This is a genomic window from Clostridium sp. AF27-2AA, assembly GCF_003478505.1.
Classification (GTDB): Bacteria; Bacillota; Clostridia; order Lachnospirales; family Lachnospiraceae; genus Brotaphodocola.
Map to the genome: position 1 here is coordinate 1 of NZ_QUFI01000014.1, position 21222 is coordinate 21222.

The 21222-nt window shown below is 48.2% G+C and carries 22 protein-coding genes; 4 read left to right on the top strand and 18 right to left on the bottom strand.

The window, feature by feature from the left end:
• Positions 1-74: 74 nt before the first annotated feature.
• The 4 genes from DWY84_RS09350 to secA form a co-directional block, all read right to left on the bottom strand.
• Entirely contained in the window at positions 75-1301 is a 1227-nt protein-coding gene (locus DWY84_RS09350) for a homoserine dehydrogenase (RefSeq protein ID WP_118532678.1), read from the bottom strand.
• Positions 1302-1363: 62 nt separating this feature from the next.
• Positions 1364-1810, bottom strand: a complete 447-nt coding sequence (locus tag DWY84_RS09355) for an ACT domain-containing protein (RefSeq protein WP_118532680.1) — start codon at positions 1808-1810, stop codon at positions 1364-1366.
• A gap of 157 nt (positions 1811-1967) precedes the next feature.
• Positions 1968-3105, bottom strand: a protein-coding gene (gene prfB, locus DWY84_RS09360) for a peptide chain release factor 2 (protein ID WP_118532682.1) whose coding sequence is annotated in 2 segments (ribosomal slippage) — positions 1968-3029 and positions 3031-3105 — 1137 coding nt in all. Because the reading frame shifts where the segments join, the coding sequence is not laid out codon by codon here.
• A gap of 91 nt (positions 3106-3196) precedes the next feature.
• The gene (gene secA, locus DWY84_RS09365) at positions 3197-5773 is read right to left on the bottom strand and encodes a preprotein translocase subunit SecA (protein WP_118532684.1); all 2577 of its coding nucleotides are present in this window, start codon (positions 5771-5773) and stop codon (positions 3197-3199) included.
• A 593-nt stretch (positions 5774-6366) separates the two neighbouring features.
• Between secA and raiA the strand changes: the two genes are divergently transcribed.
• Positions 6367-6894 (top strand): ribosome-associated translation inhibitor RaiA, encoded by a 528-nt coding sequence (raiA, locus tag DWY84_RS09370; protein ID WP_118532686.1) that lies wholly within the window; start codon positions 6367-6369, stop codon positions 6892-6894.
• A gap of 107 nt (positions 6895-7001) precedes the next feature.
• On the opposite strand, the gene DWY84_RS09375 is transcribed toward raiA, so the two are convergent.
• Entirely contained in the window at positions 7002-8033 is a 1032-nt protein-coding gene (locus DWY84_RS09375) for an acyltransferase (RefSeq protein WP_118532688.1), read from the bottom strand.
• A 13-nt stretch (positions 8034-8046) separates the two neighbouring features.
• Entirely contained in the window at positions 8047-9345 is a 1299-nt protein-coding gene (locus DWY84_RS09380) for an NlpC/P60 family protein (RefSeq protein ID WP_118532690.1), read from the bottom strand.
• A gap of 172 nt (positions 9346-9517) precedes the next feature.
• Between DWY84_RS09380 and fabG the strand changes: the two genes are divergently transcribed.
• Both fabG and DWY84_RS09390 read left to right on the top strand, forming a co-directional pair.
• Positions 9518-10249: a 3-oxoacyl-ACP reductase FabG gene (gene fabG, locus DWY84_RS09385; RefSeq protein WP_118532692.1), complete on the top strand. Its 732-nt coding sequence runs from the start codon at positions 9518-9520 to the stop codon at positions 10247-10249.
• Between the two features lie 14 nt (positions 10250-10263).
• The gene (locus DWY84_RS09390; protein ID WP_118532694.1) at positions 10264-11169 is read left to right on the top strand and encodes a selenium metabolism-associated LysR family transcriptional regulator; all 906 of its coding nucleotides are present in this window, start codon (positions 10264-10266) and stop codon (positions 11167-11169) included.
• A gap of 35 nt (positions 11170-11204) precedes the next feature.
• Here DWY84_RS09390 and greA read toward each other — a convergent pair whose 3' ends face one another.
• The 12 genes from greA to DWY84_RS09450 form a co-directional block, all read right to left on the bottom strand.
• Positions 11205-11705, bottom strand: coding sequence for a transcription elongation factor GreA (gene greA, locus DWY84_RS09395; RefSeq protein ID WP_118532696.1), 501 nt, complete (start codon positions 11703-11705; stop codon positions 11205-11207).
• Positions 11706-11769: 64 nt separating this feature from the next.
• A complete protein-coding gene (gene pepT / locus DWY84_RS09400) occupies positions 11770-13017 on the bottom strand; it encodes a peptidase T (protein ID WP_118532788.1) in 1248 nt (415 codons plus the stop codon).
• A gap of 142 nt (positions 13018-13159) precedes the next feature.
• The gene (locus DWY84_RS09405) at positions 13160-14491 is read right to left on the bottom strand and encodes a sodium-dependent transporter (protein WP_118532698.1); all 1332 of its coding nucleotides are present in this window, start codon (positions 14489-14491) and stop codon (positions 13160-13162) included.
• A 111-nt stretch (positions 14492-14602) separates the two neighbouring features.
• The gene (locus DWY84_RS09410; RefSeq protein WP_118532700.1) at positions 14603-15166 is read right to left on the bottom strand and encodes a chromate transporter; all 564 of its coding nucleotides are present in this window, start codon (positions 15164-15166) and stop codon (positions 14603-14605) included.
• Positions 15163-15741 (bottom strand): chromate transporter, encoded by a 579-nt coding sequence (locus tag DWY84_RS09415; protein WP_118532702.1) that lies wholly within the window; start codon positions 15739-15741, stop codon positions 15163-15165. Before DWY84_RS09415 ends, DWY84_RS09410 begins: the two co-directional genes overlap by 4 nt.
• Positions 15738-16064, bottom strand: coding sequence for a metalloregulator ArsR/SmtB family transcription factor (locus DWY84_RS09420; RefSeq protein WP_118532704.1), 327 nt, complete (start codon positions 16062-16064; stop codon positions 15738-15740). The genes DWY84_RS09415 and DWY84_RS09420 overlap by 4 nt, the downstream gene beginning before the upstream one ends.
• 97 nt (positions 16065-16161) lie before the next feature.
• Positions 16162-16713: a YoaP domain-containing protein gene (locus DWY84_RS09425; protein WP_118532706.1), complete on the bottom strand. Its 552-nt coding sequence runs from the start codon at positions 16711-16713 to the stop codon at positions 16162-16164.
• Between the two features lie 12 nt (positions 16714-16725).
• Positions 16726-17352, bottom strand: a complete 627-nt coding sequence (locus DWY84_RS09430) for an N-acetyltransferase (protein ID WP_118532708.1) — start codon at positions 17350-17352, stop codon at positions 16726-16728.
• 241 nt (positions 17353-17593) lie between these two features.
• Positions 17594-17698 carry a cysteine-rich KTR domain-containing protein gene (locus tag DWY84_RS09435; RefSeq protein WP_347560784.1) on the bottom strand — a complete coding sequence of 35 codons (105 nt, stop codon included), beginning with the start codon at positions 17696-17698 and terminating at the stop codon, positions 17594-17596.
• A gap of 141 nt (positions 17699-17839) precedes the next feature.
• Complete coding sequence (locus DWY84_RS09440; RefSeq protein ID WP_207665126.1) at positions 17840-18868, bottom strand: alpha/beta hydrolase; 1029 nt, start codon at positions 18866-18868, stop codon at positions 17840-17842.
• Entirely contained in the window at positions 18865-19629 is a 765-nt protein-coding gene (locus DWY84_RS09445) for a carboxymuconolactone decarboxylase family protein (RefSeq protein WP_118532712.1), read from the bottom strand. The genes DWY84_RS09440 and DWY84_RS09445 overlap by 4 nt, the downstream gene beginning before the upstream one ends.
• A 3-nt stretch (positions 19630-19632) precedes the next feature.
• Positions 19633-20172 carry a flavodoxin family protein gene (locus DWY84_RS09450; protein WP_118532714.1) on the bottom strand — a complete coding sequence of 180 codons (540 nt, stop codon included), beginning with the start codon at positions 20170-20172 and terminating at the stop codon, positions 19633-19635.
• A 106-nt stretch (positions 20173-20278) separates the two neighbouring features.
• Between DWY84_RS09450 and DWY84_RS09455 the strand changes: the two genes are divergently transcribed.
• Positions 20279-20716 (top strand): MerR family transcriptional regulator, encoded by a 438-nt coding sequence (locus DWY84_RS09455; protein WP_118532716.1) that lies wholly within the window; start codon positions 20279-20281, stop codon positions 20714-20716.
• The last annotated feature ends 506 nt before the right edge of the window (positions 20717-21222 follow it).

Consider the following 21222-nt stretch of genomic DNA (forward strand, 5'->3'; position numbering starts at 1 on the left):
CAATACCCATATTTTGCGCAGCGGTATGCCGGGATTACCGGATTCGGACCTATATTGGTTTTAACCCTAAATTTTTAAAATTCTGCGCGGATTCTCTGGCGGATCTTTGCGGTTTTTTCAAATGCTGCAGCACACTCTGCGTACGCTGCCTCACTCATCTCACCGGTCAGCAGCGCAAACTCATCGTTTAAGCTGTCCAGTTTTACAAGTTCTGCGCCTCCAAAGGCTGCGGCAGCTGCCTGCTCCAGCTCGGTACCGGTTCCTTCTACACGCACAAAATAGCGGTGTACGGAGGTCTTCTGGTCTGCGATCACTAGACGCTCACTGCTCCAGCCAAGCGGCACGTTGTGGTCCGCATTCTCAACTGCCTCCATAATGTCGGCAACGACAGCACTGGCGGTCGGGAGCTTTCCGGCACCGCTTCCGTAGAACATGGCAGTTCCCAGCATGTTGCCCTTTACCATGATGCCGTTAAACACATCATTGACTGCATACAGCGGATGATCCTTGCCAATCATGACCGGAGCCACCCATGCATGAACCTCATCTCCGTCCAGACGGCTGGTTCCGAACAGCTTCACGGAAGTTCCCAGTTTGTCTGCGTACTTGAAATCCACATCGGTAATCTTTGTGATACCCTCTGTGCTGATATCCTCATAGTTCACTTCTTTTCCTGACGCCATCGCCGTGAGAATTGCGATCTTGCGGCAGGTATCGTAGCCCTCTACATCTGCTTCCGGATTGCGCTCCGCGTATCCCAGATCCTGCGCCTCTTTTAATACTGCTTCAAAGGAAGCTCCTTCTTTGTCCATCTTGGTCAGAATAAAGTTGGTAGTACCGTTTAAGATACCGGTAATTTCCAGGATCTTCTCTCCTTTTAAGCAGCGGTACAGCGGACGGATGATCGGAATACCGCCGCCAACGCTGGCCTCAAAGAAGAAATTCACGTTTTTTTCCCTTGCAATGGCAAGAAGCTCGGTTCCATAAGCGGCCACCAGGGCTTTGTTGGAGGTTACCACATGCTTGCCGGCCAGCAGGCTTGCCTTTACAAACGGATAAGCCGGATTTAAACCACCCATGGTCTCTACTACCACGCTCACTTCCGGATCTTTCTCGATTACGGAAAAATCATGTACGATCCTGTCTTCTACCGGACTTCCCGGGAAATCCCGAAGATCCAGTACATATTTCAGTGCTACATCCTGTCCGCAGCCATGTTTGATCTGCTCTGCATTCTGCGCTAAGATCTCCGCTACTCCGGAACCAATTGTGCCATATCCCATGATTGCTACCTGTACCATTGCTCTGTCCTCGCTTTTCTTTCTGTTATTTATGCTTCCATGCTATCTGCAACCCCCCGGTATTACTCCCTGGAAACGATTTTCACATAATGAATGCCGTCCTGCTCTTCAATCTCTTCCACCATTTTGGAGATATTCCCTGTGTTGTCCTTAACTTCCACAGACAAAGTCAGCGTTGCTACGCCGTTGACCGGAATACTCTGATGAATCGTCAGGATGTTTGCTTTGTAAACTGCCACGATATGAAGCAGGTCCGAAAGCAGGCCCTGTTCATCATCCATCTGTACCACAAAAGTAACGGTCTTGCCTTTTGTATTGTCATAGAACGGGAAAATATCTTCTTTATATTTGTAAAAAGAACTGCGGCTGATGCCCACCCGCTCGGTTGCCTCCTGAACGGTCATCACCCGTTCTGACTCCAGAAGCTTCTTGGCCTCCACAACCTTCAGCAATACCTCCGGCACCGCTTTCTGCTTCACTACAAAATACTTGCTTTTTTCTTCCGGCATAATAAATCCTCCCGAAAATATCTGTCTGTAACCGACAGTATCATCTCTTTATGTTCGTCTATCATGAACATTTGTGCTCATGTGAGAGATATTAGCACAAAAAAAAGCAGAGCGCAAGCTTTTTCTTGCATACACTCTGCTTTTATAAAAATCAAAATTAATCTTCTGCGGAAGCCTTGCGGTCCGGGCAGCCCAGACTCAGCCAGCGCAGGTAGGCGCTGATGAACGGGTCCAGCCCTCCATCCAGGACATTAGCCACATTTCCGGTTTCTTCGCCGGTGCGCAGGTCTTTGACCATGGTATATGGCTGCAGCACATACGAGCGAATCTGGTTACCCCAGCCGATTTCCTTGACATCGCCACGGATGTCGGACAGCTTTTCGGCATTTTCCTGCTGCTTTAACATATACAGCTTTGCCTTTAACATCTGCATGGCCTTGTCCTTGTTCTGGAACTGGGAACGCTCATTCTGGCACTGTACCACGATTCCGGTCGGGATATGGGTGATACGGATGGCAGAAGAAGTCTTGTTGATGTGCTGACCACCGGCACCACTGGAACGATAGGTATCGATCCGCAGGTCATCCGGGTTAATGTCCACATCCAGATCTTCCTCAATATCCGGCATAACATCACAGGACACGAAAGAGGTCTGGCGTTTTCCGGCCGCATTGAACGGGGAAATACGCACCAGACGGTGCACGCCACGTTCGGACTTTAAGTAGCCAAATGCATTCTCCCCGTTGATCTGAATGGTAACAGACTTGATGCCTGCTTCATCACCATCCAGGTAATCCAGGACTTCCGTCTTGTAGCCCATCTTGTCTGCCCAGCGGCAGTACATACGGTACAGCATGCTGCACCAGTCACAGGACTCTGTACCGCCTGCGCCTGCATTTAAGCGCAGGATAGCATTGTATTTGTCATATTCACCGGACAGCAGGGTTTCCATGCGCAGCTTTTCCAGATTGCGCGTAAACTCGTCCAGCATCTCCTGAATCTCCGGAATCAGAGAAGGATCCTCCTCTTCATATCCCATCTCGATCATAACCTGGATATCCTCGTACTGCTGCTCCAGACCACGGTAGAGCTCTACGGTATCCTTCAGGTTCTTTGCCTCCTGAACCAGCTTGGTGGCGCGGTCGGCATCGTCCCAGAAGCCCGGCTCCTCCATGGATTTGTCTAATTCATCGATTCGTCTGACCTTGTTATCCAGGTCAAAGTGAATCCCTCACTTCCACTAATGGTTTTTCAAAGGTCGATAATGTGTACTTGAACTGATCTAATTCTACCATTGTGTCACCTTCTTTCATATTATATATTTTGTATTTCTTTTCACAATGACCGGCGAATCCTTTGACAGACCCGCCGGTCACTATTTTCTTATTATCTCGGCATTAAATCACGGCCATGGCACTGTTTGAATTTCTTGCCGCTTCCGCACGGACACGGATCGTTCGGGTAGATTTTCTGTACCTGGCGTACCTTCGGTGCCTGGGGCGCAGAGGTGTCGCGGTTGGTTCCGGTTACCTTGGCTGCCGGCTCACGCTCAATCTTCTGCTCTACACGAATGTGGAACAAAATGCGGACAGTCTCCTCGGTGATCGCTGCCGTCATAGCCTCGAACATCTCGTAAGCGCTCATCTTGTACTCAACAACCGGGTCTCTCTGGCCGTAAGCCTGCAGGCCAATACCCTGACGCAGCTGGTCCATATCATCAATGTGGCTCATCCACTTGTTGTCGATCACCTTCAGAAGTACTACGCGCTCCAGCTCACGGATCTGCTCTGCCTCCTGGAACTCTGCCTCTTTTGCCTCGTACAGCTTGATGGCTTCTTCCTTCAGCATATGCTTTAATTCATTCTTCTTAGTCACCGGATGATTCTCTGCGGTGATGGTCTCAAGCGGAATGATCGGGAGCAGAAGGCTGTTTAACTCATTCAAATCCCACTCGGAGGATGCCTGTTCCTCTGAGATGGACAGATCCACAGAATTCTCCACGATATCGGTAATCATCTTTAAGATGAGGTCACGCATGTTGTCACCATCCAGAACCTTGCGGCGCTCTGCATAGATGATCTCACGCTGCTCGTTGTTGACCTCGTCGTATTTTAACAGGTTCTCACGGATACCGTAGTTGTTGTTCTCGATCTTCATCTGTGCTTTCTCAATAGCGCTGGAAAGCATCTTGTGCTCGATCTGCTCGCCCTCCGGAACACCCAGGGCCTCAAACATAGCCATCAGACGCTCGGAACCGAACAGACGCATCAGGTCATCTTCCAGGGAAATGTAGAAGCGGGACTCACCCGGGTCACCCTGACGGCCGGAACGTCCGCGCAGCTGATTGTCGATACGGCGGGACTCATGACGCTCGGTACCGATAACCTTTAAGCCGCCTGCTGCCTTTGCCTCATCATCCAGCTTGATATCGGTACCACGGCCGGCCATGTTGGTCGCGATGGTAACAGCGCCGTGGATACCAGCATCCGCTACGATCTCTGCCTCCAGCTCATGGAACTTCGCGTTCAGGACTTTGTGCTGAATACCGCGCTTGGTCAGCATCTTGCTTAACAGCTCAGAAGTCTCAATGGTGATGGTGCCAACCAGTACCGGCTGTCCCTTCTCATGGGAAGCCACCACTTCATCGACAACTGCCTTAAATTTTTCTTTTTTGGTCTTGTATACTGCATCCTCATGGTCAATACGCGCAACCGGACGGTTGGTCGGGATTGCGATGGCATCCATGCCGTAGGTATTACGGAACTCTTTCTCCTCGGTTAACGCAGTACCGGTCATGCCGGCTTTCTTGCGGAACTTGTTGAAGAAGTTCTGGAAGGTGATGGTTGCCAGGGTCTTGCTCTCGCGGCGGACATTTACATGCTCCTTCGCCTCGATTGCCTGGTGCAGTCCATCGGAATAACGGCGGCCCGGCATGATACGTCCGGTAAACTCATCGACAATGAGAACCTCATCGTCTTTTACTACATAGTCCTTATCACGGAACATCAGGTAGTTTGCGCGCAGAGCCAGGATGATATTGTGCTGGATCTCAAGATTCTCCGGATCTGCCAGGTTCTCAATATGGAAGAACTGCTCTACCTTCTTAACGCCTTCCTCAGTCAGGTTAACGACTTTATCTTTCTCATTTACAACGAAGTCGCCGGTCTCCTCGATGTCCTCGCCCATGATGGCATTCATCTTGGTGAACTCGCCGGATGCCTCACCGCGTACCAGCTGATGAGCCAGCACATCACATACCTCGTAAAGCTTTGTGGATTTGCCGCTCTGGCCGGAAATGATCAGCGGAGTTCTTGCTTCATCGATCAGGACGGAATCCACCTCATCGATGATGGCATAATCCAGATTGCGCAGAACCATCTGGTCCTTGTAGATTGCCATGTTGTCACGCAGGTAATCAAAGCCCAGCTCGTTGTTGGTAACGTAGGTGATGTCGCAGTTGTAAGCAGCCTTACGCTCCTCAGAGGTCATCGGGTTTAATACCACGCCAACTGTCAGGCCCAGGAAACGGTGAACCTGTCCCATCCACTCCGCATCTCGTTTTGCCAGATAATCGTTGACGGTTACAATGTGAACGCCATTGCCTGCCAGTGCGTTTAAGTATGCCGGGGAAGTGGAAACCAGGGTCTTACCTTCACCGGTTCTCATCTCAGCGATACGGCCCTGATGCAGCACGATACCACCGATGAGCTGTACCGGATAATGTTCCATGTTCAGCACACGTTTTGCCGCCTCACGTACGGTAGCAAATGCCTCCGGAAGGATATCATCCAGGGTTTCACCGTTTGCAAGACGCTCCTTGAAGATGCGGGTATTATCACGCAGTTCCTCATCGGTCTTTGCCTGCATGGTCGGACGCAGCGCTTCGATTTTATCCACAATCGGATAGATCATCTTCAATTCCCGCTCGCTGTGGGTGCCAAATACTTTTTCTATGAGATTCATATAGTTCTTTCTCCTAAACTTTCTTTGTTTCGTCTGTCTCGTTTCTACTATTATTATAAGTCAATCTTTGATATTGTACCACTATCCCCTGATTTATTCAAGTTTTAGGCCCTTTGTTCACAAAAAATTAATTTCCTTATTGCAAAGGCGACATAAAAGTAAAATTATGGTAAACCTGTCAGGTTGCACAAAAATTATGTTCGATTCACAACTTATCCACGTTATCCACAATATCCACGAAAAATACATCCACATCCATTTTCCTTGATTTTCAGCCAAAAATGAGTTATGCACCAAGTTATCCACATTATCCACAAAGTTTTCCCACATTTTTCCGTTTATTCCCCACGGAAAAACGTACGGTTTTCTTTGTTCATATCTTATAAATCCACTGTTTACGCCAAAAAATACAGGAAAAACGCTTGACTTTTCCACATCCGCAAAGGTAGAAATGCAATTTCTTTTTTGTGGATAAAGTATGTGTTTTTATTTTTCATTCCCAATAATTGTCTCAACAATTTCCTTGTTTTGGTTGTAATTTTCGGTTTTATATGTTATACTTAGAACATCTCAAAAGAAGGAGCTGATGACTTATGCGTTATACGATTACAGGCAGAAATATTGATGTGACTCCGGGGCTTCGCGCCGCCATTGAGGAAAAAATCGGAAAACTGGAACGTTATTTCCTTCCGGATACAGAAATCATCGTAACTCTCAGTGTACAGAAAGACAAACAGAAGATCGAGGTTACTATCCCGGTTAAGGGCAACATTATCCGTGCTGAAGAATCCAGCAATGACATGTATGTATCCATCGACCTGGTAGAGGAGATCATCGAACGCCAGCTTCGTAAGTACAAAAACAAACTCATCGACAAAAAGCAGTCCGCACAGTCCTTCTCCGATTTGTTCATCAGTGAAGAAGCGGAACCGGAAGACGAGATTCAGATTGTAAAGACCAAACGCTTCGCCATGAAGCCTATGGATCCAGAAGAAGCCTGCGTGCAGATGGAACTGTTAGGACATAACTTCTATGTATTCTTAAACGCAGAAACAGAAGAAGTCAATGTCGTTTATAAGAGAAAGGGTCAGACTTACGGTCTGATTGAGCCGGAATTCTAAATTTTTACATACGAAAGCCAAAACACTTTCATACTTTTCAAAAAGCCCCTGGGAATTTTCCCAGAGGCTTTTTATTTTTATGATTTCCGTTATTTCATTCGTTTTTCCTAAATAAATTTTCGGAGCCATCTTCCGCTTTCCCGATGAGACATCATTGAGACAAGAAGCGCAAACAGCAGCATGGGCACAAAAATGCACAGCGTAATATTCTGTTCGGTCAACGGAAGCGGATTCCACTTTACCGTCCAGGAAAAGAAATAGAAGAAATAAAAATGGGAGAAATAAACCCACTCGCTCATCTCCCGCAGTGTTACAAAGAAACGGGAATATCCCCCCCGAAGCCTCATGGCAAGTTCTGTCAGACAGACCGCTGCCGGAGCCGCGGTAAACACCATATTGGTATTGAAGCAGGTGGCCACCTCTTTGTACATCAGGGCCAGAAACAGCACGCTGCCGCCCAGTGAAAGCAGCACCGGCATACACCAGGTCTTTCTGGAAAACCAGAGTCCCAAGGCCAGGTAAAAGCTTCCGTAAAACAGACCGTTTCGCATGGTCACGAACTTCGGCGCATACCACCATACAAATTCCTGGATTTTCATGGGCGCACGCTCGGTAAAATACCAGTTATCACAGATGCAGCCAAACACAAACAGTGCCCCCGCCAGAACCAGCAGCATCCATATCTTCAATCCGGCACGATAACCAGTCCACACGATCAGGGCAGCCACAGCCAGCGCCGGCAGATACCAGAGCTGTGCAATGGTACTGGAGAAAAAGAATGAATGAACATATGCCTTCAATGTCTCCATGATGGTGGCCGTACCATGATACCAGTTGAAAATATCAATAGGCCAGTAAATGACACACCAGAGCAGATACAGCTTCACAATGCGCCAGGCATAACGCCCCACCACAGGCCATCCGCTCTTTTTGTCCGTATCCGGGATCTTGCGAAATAAAAGAAATCCCGCAATGATGAAAAACACCGGAACAGCCAGATTGGAAAGCCAGCTGCCAATGATCAGGCGCCAGCGGCTTTCCGCCGGATAAAACACCTGAATCATATGCCGCGCGGCCACCAGGACCGCCATGATAAATTTCAGCAGGTCCAGGCCGCAGTATTGTTTTTTTTCATTCATAAACCGCACACTCCTAATCCAGGAATGTTACCGCCTTGCACGGCGTACGGTAGTTGTACTTGGTGATGGTAATACCGGTAGTCGGATTACTGGAGTGGATGATTTTTCCGTCTCCTATGTAAATAGCCACATGATTGATGTAGCTTCCGCTGGCATAGAACAGAAGGTCACCAGGCTGGATGGCCGACATGGAAATCTCTTTTCCCTGCGCTGCCTGATCTCTGGAGCTTCTTCCTGTGGTAATGCCAAAATGCGCAAAGACAGACTGGGTAAAACCAGAGCAGTCCGCGCCGTTTGTCAGGCTGGTGCCGCCATACACATACGGGTTGCCCAAAAACTGCTTGGCATAAGCCACGATTGCGGTTCTGGTCGCAGATACAACTGCCGCGGAGCTTCCCGGACCTGCAACCGGAGAAGAAACTGTGCCTGAGGACGGGCCGGACGAACCAATCTGGCTTGAACTGTTAGAAGAATTCGTCTTTCCAGGAGCGGAAGCCGCAGACTTGCTGTCAGAACTGTTCTGACCTGACGACGGACTCTGAGCCTGACTGTTTTGCGCAGTATTTGCAGACGGCGCACTGGTAATCGCGGAATCATCACTCTGGGCCGGATTTGCCGGAATGATAACGTCCTTATTCTCTTCTACCTTAATGGTCTGCTCCAGATTTGCGATGGCCGTCTGGGCATCCCGCTTTCTCTGGGCCTCTTCTTCCAGTTTCTGGCGTTCTTCCTCCAGGGATACTGCCTGATCAAATTCCACTTCGACCTTGCAATAGGATTTGGCAATATAACCGATCAGATCTGCATCGACCTCGACCTTATAAAAATCTCCCTCGTCCCCCTGAACCACATAACGGGAACCACTGGAGACCATGGTCAGAACATTGCTGGTCAGATTCGGTTCTTCACGAAGGCGCAGGTTGTCCACACTGACGGTAACAAACTCCCGGCCAATCGACTGGGCCAGCGTTTCGGCCTCCTGACCGGTGATAAAATACTGGGATTTGATGAATCCGTTTACACTTCCGGACTGAATGCGGTACCAGCTTCCGCCCTCTCCCTCCACAGTTTCCAGAATGGTTGCCGCGCAGTTATTATAAATCTTACCTACAATTTTGCTGTTCGTGGTTGCCTGTTCCCGGATATTCACATAATCGGACACCTGGGATACCGCAATGTTTTCATAGTCTGCCGGAGCCGCTACAAGAGTTGCCTCGTGAACAGATTTTGCAGCGTCCGCGTAAGCGGCAAACGGGCTGGATGCTGCCGCACAAAGACAGCTCACAGCCAGTATCTTTTTCCATGTATTCATGCGTACTCGCCTTTCTATCCAAATTTCCACCATAATCTGTCATCCAGTATAACATAACTCTCCAGAAAGTTACAGAGAGTTCGTAAAATTGTAATTGAATTGTAAAATGTATGAAAAGGCTGACCAAAACGTTTTTTTATGATAAAATAAAAGCAGAGAGAGGAGTGATCTTATGGCAAAAAAAGTAGTTCTTGTAACGGGCGCTTCCCGTGGAATCGGAAAGGCCATTGCCGTAAAATTTGCCAAAAAAGGCTATAATGTCATCATCAACTGTGCCCACCGGGAACAGGAGCTGATGCAAACCAAAAAAGAAATCGAAAGTTATCAGGTAACCTGTGCCGCATTTCTGGGCGACATGGGAGACATGGCTGTCTGTGAGCAGCTTTTTTCTATGATCCGCAAGCAGTTCGGCTCGCTGGATGTTCTGGTCAACAACGCCGGTATCGACTACATTGGCCTGCTGCAGGATATGTCATCAGAAGACTGGGACCGCATTTTGCGCACCAACCTGACTTCTGTCTTTAACTGCTGCAAGCTGGCCATTCCGCTGATGCTTCCGGCCGGACACGGAAAAATCATAAACATTTCCTCCGTCTGGGGCTGTGCAGGCGCTTCCTGTGAGGTGGCCTATTCTGCGACCAAGGGCGGCGTCAACGCGTTCACTAAGGCCCTTGCCAAAGAACTGGCCCCAAGCAACATTCAGGTAAATGCCGTAGCCTGCGGTGCCATCGACACCGAGATGAACCAGTGGCTGCAGGAAGACGAACTCATCCAGCTGGTTGAGGAAATCCCGGCGGGACGACTGGGACGCGCAGAGGAGGTTGCCGATTTCGTCTATCATCTTGGATACAAGGGTTCTTACCTGACCGGACAGGTCATTGGACTGGACGGCGGCTGGATCTGATATAAAGGAGGCATATGGAATTCAAACAACTGCAATCATTCGTCGCTGTCGTCGATTATGGCAGCTTTACGAAAGCCTCAGAGAAGCTTTTCATCTCCCAGCCTACGATCAGCACTCATATCCGTATGCTGGAGGATGAGTTTCAGTCCTGCCTGCTGGTGCGTACCACCAAAAGCATTGAGCTGACACCTCGGGGACAGGAATTTTATGAATGCGCCGTAAGCATTCTGAGCCTGAAAAATCATTTAATTGAAAGTTGGATCAATGAAAGCCGGAATGTGATCCATATGGGCGCATCCACGATTCCGTCCACCTATCTGCTGCCAGAGCTTCTTCCTGCCTACAAAAAGCTGTGTCCGGAAACCTATTTCAATATCTATCAAAGCGACAGCCAGGGCATTCTGGACAAGATTCTGGAAGGCAGCTTTAACCTGGGGCTGGTTGGCATGACCAGCGAAGATGACCGGTTCTGCTTTGAGCCCTTCTACCAGGACCAAATGGTACTCATTACGCCGAAAAACGCTTATTTTGAAGAGTTGAAAAGCTCCGGTACTCCCATCAACACCATCTTAAAATCAGAGTCCCTGATCCTGCGGGAAGAAGGCAGCGGAAGCCGTAAATTTGTCTACGAACTTCTTGAAAACCTGCATATCCCGGAAAATTCCCTGAATGTCACTGCCCGCCTCAACGACCAGGAATCCATCAAAAATCTCGTTGCTAACGGTCTGGGGATTTCTGTCATATCAAAAGCGGCCGCCTGCAGCCCCGGATCGGATCAGAAACTTCTTGTTTTTGATCTTCCGCTGGTTGCAGACAGCCGCAGCCTGTATCTTGTTTACCATAAGAATTTTATCTTAAAGCCTTATGTGCATCATTTTATGGAGTTTGTAATCAATTTTTACACCCGATCAAAATACTGATTCTCCGGTCCGGGAGTTCTGATAGCTCAGAAATATCAGAATTTCCGGATCGTATCATCTTTATCTCCGATATCTTCAATTTTCCTGATCTCCGCAAAATAGCTGTAACCGTTGTCCGTGGTAATCTCCACCCGGTCTCCCACTTTGTGGCGCAGAATAGCTTTGCCAAGAGGTGACTCAATGCTGATCATATTGTGCATGGAGTTGCCGCGGATGCTGGTGACCAGCTTGTAGGTCTCCTCCTCATCGTCATCCTCCATATAGAGGGTAACCGCCTTATTCAGGCCGACCTCGTCGGACCTTGACTCATCGGAGATCACAATTGCGTTTTTCAGCATATTCTCCAGATAACGAATGCGGCTTTCGTTCTGATTTTTGTCTTTCTTAGCCGCATAATACTCAAAGTTTTCGCTCAGATCTCCATGGGCTCTTGCTTCCTTTACTGCTTCCAGACATTCGGGACGCACTTCCAGTTTCCGATATTCAATCTCTTCCTGGATTTTTTCCACATCTGATTTTGTAAGTTTCTCTCTCATGATCCTTATCTCTTTTCTGCTTCTTACTCTCCTGTTCTTCTTTGCGGGCTGCTTCTGTCCGCCGTCATTCTTTCCGCTCTGTTTTCGGCGCTGTCATCAGTTTTACAAGCAATTCCACGATTTTCTCCATGGACTGGATAGAAATAAACTCGTACTTTCCGTGGAAATTCGCGCCTCCGGTACACAGATTTGGGCACGGAAGTCCTTCGTAAGAAAGGCGCGCTCCATCCGTACCGCCGCGGATCGGACGGATCACCGGCTCCACATCCAGTTCCTTCATAGCGCTGCACACCCGGTCAATCAGCTGCATATGCGGTTTGATCTTCTCTTTCATGTTGAAATAAGAATCCCGGATCTCGATCTCTACGGTGCCATCACCGTATTTCTGGTTCAGGAATGCTGCAATCTGGCGCATTTGCTCTTTTTTCTTTTCAAACTTTTCCATATCATGATCCCGAATCAGATACTTCATCATCGAAGTTTCCACATCACCATTAAAATGATCCAGATGGAAAAACCCTTCATATCCTTCCGTATACATGGGATTCTCGAAAGTCGGCAGTATCTGCTGGTACTCCATGCCGATCAGCATGGAATTCACCATGCCCTGTTTCGCGTCTCCGGTGTGCATACTGCAGCCATGAATCGTGACAACGGCAGACGCAGCGTTAAAGTTTTCGTATTCCACCTCACCAAGCTCTCCGCCGTCAACCGTGTAGGCAAACTGTGCGCCAAAATTCTCCACCTCAAACCGGTCTGCGCCGCAGCCAATCTCCTCATCCGGAGTAAATCCAATACAAATCTTTCCGTGCGGAATTTCTTTATGGGAAAGCAGATAAGCGGCCGCCGTCATAATTTCTGCCACACCGGCTTTGTCATCTGCACCAAGCAGTGTGGTTCCATCTGTTGTGATCAGATCCTGTCCCTTGTACCGCTCCAGGAACGGAAACTCCGAAATCCGCATGGTAATCTGCTTTTCTGCATTCAGACAGATGTCATGTCCATCATAATTTTTTACAACCTGTGGCTTTACATTGCATCCAGTCAGAGCTGGTGCCGTATCCATATGGGAAATAAACCCCAGTGCCGGTACTTTGCCAGCCTGATCTTCCGGAAGATTCGACGGAATCTCCGCATAAATATAACCATATTCACTCAGGCGAACCTGCTCTGCCCCCAGCTCTTCCAGTTCCTGTTTTAAGAGCCTTGCCAGTTCCCACTGCTTATCCGTACTGGGCTGCTTCGCTGCTCCTTCCTCAGACTGGGTATCAAATGAAACATATTGTAAAAAGCGATCTACTACCTGTGACATGTAAAACAGCTCCTTTTTCATTCTTTTTTCTGATTTCTTTCTTCTTTTCTCAAAAGTTGTGTTAAATTTTATTATAACACAAAAGAACCGTCTTTGCAAATAAATACAAAAACGGTTCTTGCAATAATTTTTTCCAGATGCCTTAGCCAATTCCCCCCATCAGCGCGCCTGCCACAAGTGCAATAAACGCAGCTGGAACCAGCACATACTTTCCAAGGGGAACAAACCAGCTTCCAATTTTCTTTTTTCTTCCCCGGTTCACTGCATCGACAGCAACATCCTTACCGGCCACCCAGAAGAACATAATGCCGGCAAGCATGGCTCCCAATGGACAGATATAGATGGATACCACATCCATCCAGTCGGACACAATGCCCTGAATGAACAGTGCCACACCGCAGCCAGCTGCAGCAATCACAGCCACTGCTGCCGGGCGTTTCAGGCCCAGGCGTTCCTGCAGCGTTTCCACCGGAGCCTCATAGAGATTGACGAGAGAACTCATGCCAGCAAACAAAACGCAGACATAAAAAACCACACCACAGATTTTTCCGCCCGGCATCCCGTTAAATACATTCAGCAGATAAATAAACATAAGGCCCGGGCCACCCGAAGATAATTCTGCCCCGCCTGCCGCCATGCCCGGAATGATCACGAAAGCAGCTAACAATGCAGCAAGCGTATCAAAGAATGCCACATTTTTTGCCGAGCCTACAATATCTTCGGAATCACTCAGATAGGATCCATAAATCACCGTTCCATTTCCCGCAATGGACAGCGAGAAAAATGCCTGGCCAAAGGCATAGATCCACAGGCGGACATCTTTCAGTCCCTCCGGATTGATGGTAAAAATGTAATGATATCCGTTTTCCGAGCCAGGCAGTGCAAAAATGTATGCCCCCAGTCCCAGAAACAAAACAAACAAAAGCGGCATCATCACCTTGTTGGCTTTCTCAATTCCACCTGCAATGCCAAATGCCATGATAACCGCAGTCACAAGAACTGTGACCATCAGCCAGCCATTGTTGCCAAAGCTGGAAGCAGTACCATCAAACAGAGCGCCAATGGCTTCCATATCCTGTCCCAGGGTATACAGGTTGCCACTGAGTGCCAGAAACGCATACTTAAAGATCCAACCAACCACCACGGTATAACCAATGGCCAGCGCCATGGAGCCCAGAACCGGGATCATGCCAATCAGCTCCCCTGTCCGTTTCTTTCCAGTGCGAAGCTCCGTACACATGCCAAAGGCTTTGATAGGACCACTCTTGGCCATGCGCCCCAGCGCCATCTCCTCGATCACTCCGGTAGACGCGATCAGCACCACAAACATCAGATAGGGAAGCAGAAATGTCATTCCTCCCCAGTCTGAAACAATGTACGGAAAACGCCAGATATTTCCCATACCAACCGCTGAACCAATGCATGCCAGTACAAAACCGGTCCGGCTTCTAAATCCATCCCTCTCTTTTGCCATAAAACATATTCCCTTCCTTGTCAATATTTTCTTTTGTGATCCAAATATAGTTCATCTGCAGTAACCCTGATTCCAAGAACTTTTGTTTCCTAACATCCCATCAAAAGTTCCTCATATGCCGTATACAACTACTCCCGCAACCGCTGAGATAACCATTAGCAGAATTGGCGATAACTTCTTTTTTGTCAACTGCCTATAGCTAATTATAGAAAGAACCAAGATAATTGAGATGATAATCGCTGGGATGTTAATACATACATCAGATATTTTCACAAAGCAGTTACTTAAAACCATGTAAATGCCCGTAGCCAGCACAATGCCGATTACGCAAGGTTTCAGCCCACACAACACAGCTTGAACATATTTGTTCTTCAATGCAGTTTTCAATAACGCTGTTACCAACAAAATAATCAAAAACGAAGGCAGAACAACCGCCAGCGTTGCGACCACTGCACCAAGGAATCCTGCTTGATTGCTACCGATATAAGTGGCAAGGTTGACCATGATGGGACCTGGGGTACTTTCGCTGACAGCAATCATATAAGTCAGCATTTCATCTCTCAGCCAGCCATAAGACATTACTACATCTCGGATTAACGGAATGGCACCATAGGCACCGCCAAATGCAAAGCATCCGACTTTTAAGAAACCAAGAAACAAGTCAAGATAAATCATTTCTTTGCACCACCTTTCTGTTCAGGTGTACCGTTCAGAATAAACATCGTCAGACTCACAACCGCTGAAATCAGCATCAGACTGATCGAGGAGAAATTCCATCCAAAGAGGTTGATGCAGAACATGACGATAGCGGAGCCGATCATAATTGTTCTCGGCAGTTTCTTTTTGTGCATTTTTTTAATCATAGTAATGGCAGCATCCAGAATTAAGATGCCAACGGCTATTTTGATACCCTTAAAAGCATGGGCCATGATGGTCAGTTCCAGGAAATTATCAAGAAACACAGAAATCAGATAGATAACAACAAAGGATGGAACAATCATACCCAGTGTTGCCACCAATGCACCACTAAAACCAGCTTTCTTATATCCGGTAAAGGTTGCGCAGTTGATAGCGATGGGACCTGGGGTGGATTCCGCAATAACAGTCACATTCATCATCTCATCGTGAGTAATCCATTGTTTTCTTTCTACACAGTTGTTTTCAATTGTGGAAATCATGGCGTAACCTCCACCAAAGGTAAACAACCCGATCTTTGCAAAAGTCAGGAACAAATCAAACAGGATATTCATACTTCTTCCTCCTTACGATACTCACATTGACAAACAGTCCTATCACGATTCAGAGTTAGTGAAGCAGTCTGCATCTTCTCAAACTGCTCGGTAAGGAAGCCTACAGCATCCTGTCGTGGAAGATAATGTGTGTGATAGCCGTATTTCTCACCATAGACTAATCCTGCGTCCTTCATGACTTTCATATGTTGAGAAATGGCGGATTCAGAAATACTGAATTTTTTAGACAGAGAACGAACACAATGTTTTCTTTCTAAAAGCGATTGATATATTTTCAAACGCATTGGTTCTCCCAATGCCTTTAGCATACGGTCAAGTTCCATATTAGCCCCCTGTTTTAGTATTCACTTAATTAAAACACAAATTTTTGATTAAGTCGACATGAAAACAAAGTTCCCCTAGCTAGCTTCTGCCTGTGCCTTACAAACCTGCCAGCGCCATGAATTTTTTATCCGACTGAATACTTTGTGTCAGAAACTGACCGTCCCGGAACAGGGCATAGGTCGTGACCGGCGCGGGTACATTCTGCGCAGATTTTTTATCAGTGATATGGATGGCCTTGAACGGGATACCATGCTCCTTCGCTGCCTCCTGCACCCTTGGCACCCAATAATAGGTATATGGACACTGATCGGTGTAATAGAGAACAAAACCTGCTTCCTTAATCACCGGATGTTTCGCACATTCCTTGAAATGCGGCGGCTGTGCACCCGATTCGATAGGAAGATACATGAGATTGATCCCGCAGTCAGATATGTCTGCCACCCGAAACTCCTTGTAAGCAAGGAATTTCGGGTCAGCGAGGAATTCCCGCTTCCGGCCCTCCGCGCACAAAATACAAATGCCTTTCTTCCCCTGCGCTTTGGCATCACGAATACACGCATCCAGCAGATCATTCGAGTACCCGTGTCCCTTCATAGAGCCGGATAGCTGTTCTAAAATGAAATGAAGATACTCTTTACTGGATGCCATTATTCTTCCTGTTCAAAACAGCTGTCCCGGCAGCTTCTGCTTTTCTTTTACCGGGAAGGTGGCTTCAAACCGTTCAAACTCCTCCGGATCTTTCTCACAGACAAAATACCCCTCGGGGTCTTTGTAAGTACCGGAGATGTCGTTCAGAAATCCGGATTTCAATTCTTTGATGAGAAAATAGTCCGCATCCGGGTCGTCGGCATAGCGTACGCCCCTGGTTTTGACCGGAACAAAGCCAGACTTGCCGTAAAAGTCAATATTACCGGTAATGGCAAACGCTCCTGCGCCCATTTCCCTGGCTTTTTCCATGGAATAGTCAAGCAGCTGCTTTCCATAGCCCTGCCGCTTGTATGCGGGTGCAATGCTGATGGGGCCGAAGGTCATGATCGATACCTTTCGTCCATCGTCACAGTCAATCTCCGACTGCACATAGATAATCTGCCCGATCAGCTCACCGTCCAGTTCCATCAAAAAATCCAGCTCCGGCACAAATGCCGGGTCATTCCGATAACAGTGCAGCACATAGTGCTCCACACAGCTGGGCCGGTAAACATTCCAGAATGCCTCACGGGTCAGGTTTTCGGCAGCTCTGTAATCGTCTTTCGTTTCCAGACGAATAATAATATTCTTTTCTGACATAACTTTTTCTCCTTCTCTCTTATCAATGATTTTGCATGATCGGCAGCAGAATATTTTCGCTTCTCACTGCACCGCTCAATACCGAATCGTGATCCTTCTGCACGCATCACAAAAGTAAGCTTCCAGTGTTGGTAGTGTAAATAATTGCATCCATAGCAGATCCTTCCTTCAAAATAAATAAGACGCAGCGCATGATCGATTTTGCGATCAGCACTGCGTCTTAGCGTCTGGCTGTTTGGTTTCAATGATAAAATTTTTTTGCGTTGATAATACTCTCATGCCTGCATTTTGGACAAAACAGAGGAAAAGTTACTAATTCCGTCTCCCGCAATATCTGCAAGCGCATCTTGGCACCGCACCACGGGCATAAGACCCAGCGCTTTTCTTCTTCGCTATAGCTCCATCGGATTCCTTTAGCAAAACACTGTAATGAAAAATTCTGGTAGACTACTGCCAACAAAGCCTAACACAAACATAAAAATATTGGCTACCCTAATGGTCTCAATTCCTGCTGTTTCCATCCGAAGGATAAACAGCCGTGAAACAAATACTCCGTAAAGAATGCGTTGAGCTTTTCAAATGGAATGATGTCCATCTGATCGTAAAGGTCAGTGTGGTTTGCATCGGGGATAATGAGCAATTCCTTGTTATCGCCGGTCAGCTTGCTGTACGCTGTTTCGCTGAAATAGCGGGAGTGCGCCTTTTCCCCGTGTACCAGCAACACAGCAGAGCGGATCTCGCTGCTGTATTGCAAGATCGGCATATTCAGGAACGACAGCGAGGAGGTCACATTCCAGCCGCCGTTGGAATTCAGGCTGCGGGGATGGTAGCCTCGCGGAGTCTTATAGTAGGCATAATAGTCCTTTACAAACTGCGGTGCGTCCTCCGGCAGCGGATCAACTACGCCACCCGCCAGCGCATAGCTTCCGCTTTTATAATCCTCGATGCGCTGTGCATTCATGGCTTTTTTCTTCTCAAAGCGTGCCTGCTCAGAATCCTCAGCATCAAAATATCCGTTGGCCGTTACACGGGTCATGTCGTACATGGTTATAGCCGCAGTAGCTTTGATGCGGGTGTCAATGGCCGCGGCATTGAGCGCCATACCGCCCCAGCCACAGATACCGATGATACCGATGCGCTCCGGATCAACATTCTCCTGCACGGAGAGAAAGTCTACCGCTGCGCAGAAATCCTCGGTGTTGATGTCCGGCGATGCTACATAGCGGGGCATACCGCCGCTCTCGCCGGTGTAGGACGGATCGAAGGCAATCGTCAAGAAGCCAAGCTCCGCCATTTTCTGCGCATACAGACCGGAGGACTGCTCCTTTACCGCACCGAACGGACCGCTGACGGCAATAGCAGGCAGCTTGCCCTCTGCGCCCCTCGGCGTGTACATATCCGCCGCCAGTATGATGCCATATCGGTTGTGAAAGGTTACTTTCTTGTGATCCACCCTGTCGCTTTTCGGGAACACCTTGTCCCATTCCTGTGTCAGATTCAGTTTTTCCATATTCAGATCTCCTTGCCTGTTGCCTTAAAATATACTGTGTTGTCCACGGCTTCCAACCATTCATTGGATGTTTCATCCCCCGGAACCTCTACCGCCAGATGAGAAAACCAGCTATCCGGTGCAGCACCGTGCCAGTGCTTGACACCCACAGGGATATTTACCACATCGCCGGGGCGCAGCTCTTGTGCCGGTTTGCCCCATTCCTGATAGTAACCTCGTCCGGCCACACAGACGAGGATCTGTCCGCCGCCGTTTTTCGCATGATGAATGTGCCAGTTGTTGCGGCAACCGGGTTCAAAGGTCACATTGTAAATACCGATCTGCTGCGTAGAAAGTGGTGCGAGATAGCTTTGTCCGATAAAATATTTTGCAAAGGCGTCATTGGGTGCACCGATGGGAAAGACCATTTCATTCTGATGCTTGGCTTTTGCATCGGCGGCATCGTTCTCTGCCCATACCTCCTTTGCCATACGAAAAGCCGCCCACGCCTTGGGCCAGCCCGCATAAAATGCCGCATGGGTCAGGATCTCCGCAATTTCCGTTTTCGTCACGCCGTTGTTCTTTGCAGTTGTCAGATGGTACTGAAAGGACGAATCCGTCAGTCCCTGCGCCATCAGAGCCACCACTGTTACAATGCTGCGGTCTCGCAGGGAAAGCTTGTCTTCCCGGCTCCACACCTGCCCAAACAGCACATCATCATTCAATTCCGCAAATTTGGGAGCAAATTTCCCCAAAGCCTCTCTGCCTGCCGTTTGTTTGATTGCCATGGCTCACACCTCCTTGCCCATTTGATAAGCTTGCTCCAGTGCAATATGACCTGCGATCTCTCCCACGTCGTTTACGCCGCCTACAAACACTTTGCCAGCCAGCGCACAGCGGGGGAAGCAGTCTACCCAACCCTGCACGGCCTTCTCTGTGCCCGCAAAGGTTTCCGGTGCGTCCTCTGCCGCTGTTGCCAGCAAGTAGGCTTTCGTAAAGGCGTAGTCCGTATCGAACAATGGGTTGGCGCGATCCAGCATAGTCTTGAGCTGACCGCTGACACAGTAATAGTAGACGGGTGTTGCGAACACCAGCACATCCGCATCGTGCATTTTGGCGGCAATTTCCACGGCATCGTCCTGGATGACGCAGTGCCCCAACTTCAGGCAGGCAAGACAGCCCTTGCAGAAGCCAACCTGCTTTTCCCGCAGATATACGGTTTCTATCTGATTGCCTGCCTCCCGTGCGCCCTTGGCAAATGCTGCCGCCAGCGTTTCGGAGTTACCACCCTTACGGGGACTTGAGGAAATGATCAGTACCTTTTTATTCATCGTAGAACACTCCTTGCATTTTTATATTCTTTGTGTTATTCTCATAGTAATACCTAAACCTAACTTTAGGTCAAGATATTTTTTGAAAATTTCGAGAGGGAAATTTATGTATTCAATTGGACAAGTGGCAGAGATGTTCGGATTACCTATTTCCACGCTGCGCTATTATGATAAGCAGGGGCTGTTTCCGAACATGGAACGGGTGTCCGGCATCCGCAAATTCGGTGACACGGAGATTGAAGCACTCCGGGTCATTGAATGTCTGAAAAAAGCTGGCATGGAGATCAAGGACATCCGGCAATTCATGGATTGGTGTGTAGAAGGGCCGTCCACCTACCCGCAACGCAAGGCACTGTTTGAGGAGCAACGGTCGCACATGGAGGCAGAGCTCGAGCAGATGAACCGCACTCTGGATATGCTGAAATTCAAATGCTGGTACTATGAGCAGGCAATCAAAGACGGCAGTGAGGACAGACTAAAGGCACTGATTCCTGACCATTTGCCGGACGGAATCCGAAAAGCATATGAAAACGCGCATAGCTAACCTTTTCGTACTCCGTATCGTCTGATTTTGTCGAAAAATGCCTCGTCGGTTTCCCAACGCGGCATATGATGCTTGCTTGCCAGTCCCAGTCGAACCGCCAGCTCCTCCTGCGTAATGCACGGGATGTGCGTACATCGTGAAGTCTCTTACCAAACTCTTTTGCGTCAAAATACATACGTTTCTCCTTCCGCACAGCCGGTACAGAACCGGACCAACGGAAGGTCAAAAAGGAGCCGCATGACGGTGAAGAAAAATCCTGTGCCGATAAAACAGAACATAGGTATCCCATAATTCTGTCTCATGCGGCATTCGGAAGACTTCGCCTGTCAGCGGCTCCACAGCACAGCTATGACTTATAAAATTGTATTAATAGGGTTATTTATTGTCATCTCAACCATTCAAAGATGAATAGTAGAGCTGCAATCTCCGTAATCTTCTCATCTCCAAAACATTGAAGACGGTCTCGCGTCCGCAGGCCTTGTATTTGGTCTGAACATGTCCTCTGG

What these genes read in the sequence shown, in the direction of transcription:
- DWY84_RS09350 (WP_118532678.1), bottom strand. Translation starts at nt 1,301, where the DNA reads ATGGTACAGGTAGCAATCATGGGATATGGCACAATTGGTTCCGGAGTA.
- DWY84_RS09435 (WP_347560784.1), bottom strand. Translation starts at nt 17,698, where the DNA reads ATGCGCTTGCAGATATTGCGGGAGACGGAATTAGTAACTTTTCCTCTG.
- DWY84_RS09380 (WP_118532690.1), bottom strand. Translation starts at nt 9,345, where the DNA reads ATGAATACATGGAAAAAGATACTGGCTGTGAGCTGTCTTTGTGCGGCA.
- DWY84_RS09410 (WP_118532700.1), bottom strand. Translation starts at nt 15,166, where the DNA reads ATGATTTATCTTGACTTGTTTCTTGGTTTCTTAAAAGTCGGATGCTTT.
- DWY84_RS09375 (WP_118532688.1), bottom strand. Translation starts at nt 8,033, where the DNA reads ATGAATGAAAAAAAACAATACTGCGGCCTGGACCTGCTGAAATTTATC.
- DWY84_RS09425 (WP_118532706.1), bottom strand. Translation starts at nt 16,713, where the DNA reads ATGGCATCCAGTAAAGAGTATCTTCATTTCATTTTAGAACAGCTATCC.
- pepT (WP_118532788.1), bottom strand. Translation starts at nt 13,017, where the DNA reads ATGTCACAGGTAGTAGATCGCTTTTTACAATATGTTTCATTTGATACC.
- fabG (WP_118532692.1), top strand. Translation starts at nt 9,518, where the DNA reads ATGGCAAAAAAAGTAGTTCTTGTAACGGGCGCTTCCCGTGGAATCGGA.
- DWY84_RS09405 (WP_118532698.1), bottom strand. Translation starts at nt 14,491, where the DNA reads ATGGCAAAAGAGAGGGATGGATTTAGAAGCCGGACCGGTTTTGTACTG.
- DWY84_RS09445 (WP_118532712.1), bottom strand. Translation starts at nt 19,629, where the DNA reads ATGGCAATCAAACAAACGGCAGGCAGAGAGGCTTTGGGGAAATTTGCT.
- DWY84_RS09355 (WP_118532680.1), bottom strand. Translation starts at nt 1,810, where the DNA reads ATGCCGGAAGAAAAAAGCAAGTATTTTGTAGTGAAGCAGAAAGCGGTG.
- DWY84_RS09390 (WP_118532694.1), top strand. Translation starts at nt 10,264, where the DNA reads ATGGAATTCAAACAACTGCAATCATTCGTCGCTGTCGTCGATTATGGC.
- raiA (WP_118532686.1), top strand. Translation starts at nt 6,367, where the DNA reads ATGCGTTATACGATTACAGGCAGAAATATTGATGTGACTCCGGGGCTT.
- secA (WP_118532684.1), bottom strand. Translation starts at nt 5,773, where the DNA reads ATGAATCTCATAGAAAAAGTATTTGGCACCCACAGCGAGCGGGAATTG.
- DWY84_RS09420 (WP_118532704.1), bottom strand. Translation starts at nt 16,064, where the DNA reads ATGGAACTTGACCGTATGCTAAAGGCATTGGGAGAACCAATGCGTTTG.
- greA (WP_118532696.1), bottom strand. Translation starts at nt 11,705, where the DNA reads ATGAGAGAGAAACTTACAAAATCAGATGTGGAAAAAATCCAGGAAGAG.
- DWY84_RS09455 (WP_118532716.1), top strand. Translation starts at nt 20,279, where the DNA reads ATGTATTCAATTGGACAAGTGGCAGAGATGTTCGGATTACCTATTTCC.
- DWY84_RS09450 (WP_118532714.1), bottom strand. Translation starts at nt 20,172, where the DNA reads ATGAATAAAAAGGTACTGATCATTTCCTCAAGTCCCCGTAAGGGTGGT.
- DWY84_RS09430 (WP_118532708.1), bottom strand. Translation starts at nt 17,352, where the DNA reads ATGTCAGAAAAGAATATTATTATTCGTCTGGAAACGAAAGACGATTAC.
- DWY84_RS09415 (WP_118532702.1), bottom strand. Translation starts at nt 15,741, where the DNA reads ATGAATATCCTGTTTGATTTGTTCCTGACTTTTGCAAAGATCGGGTTG.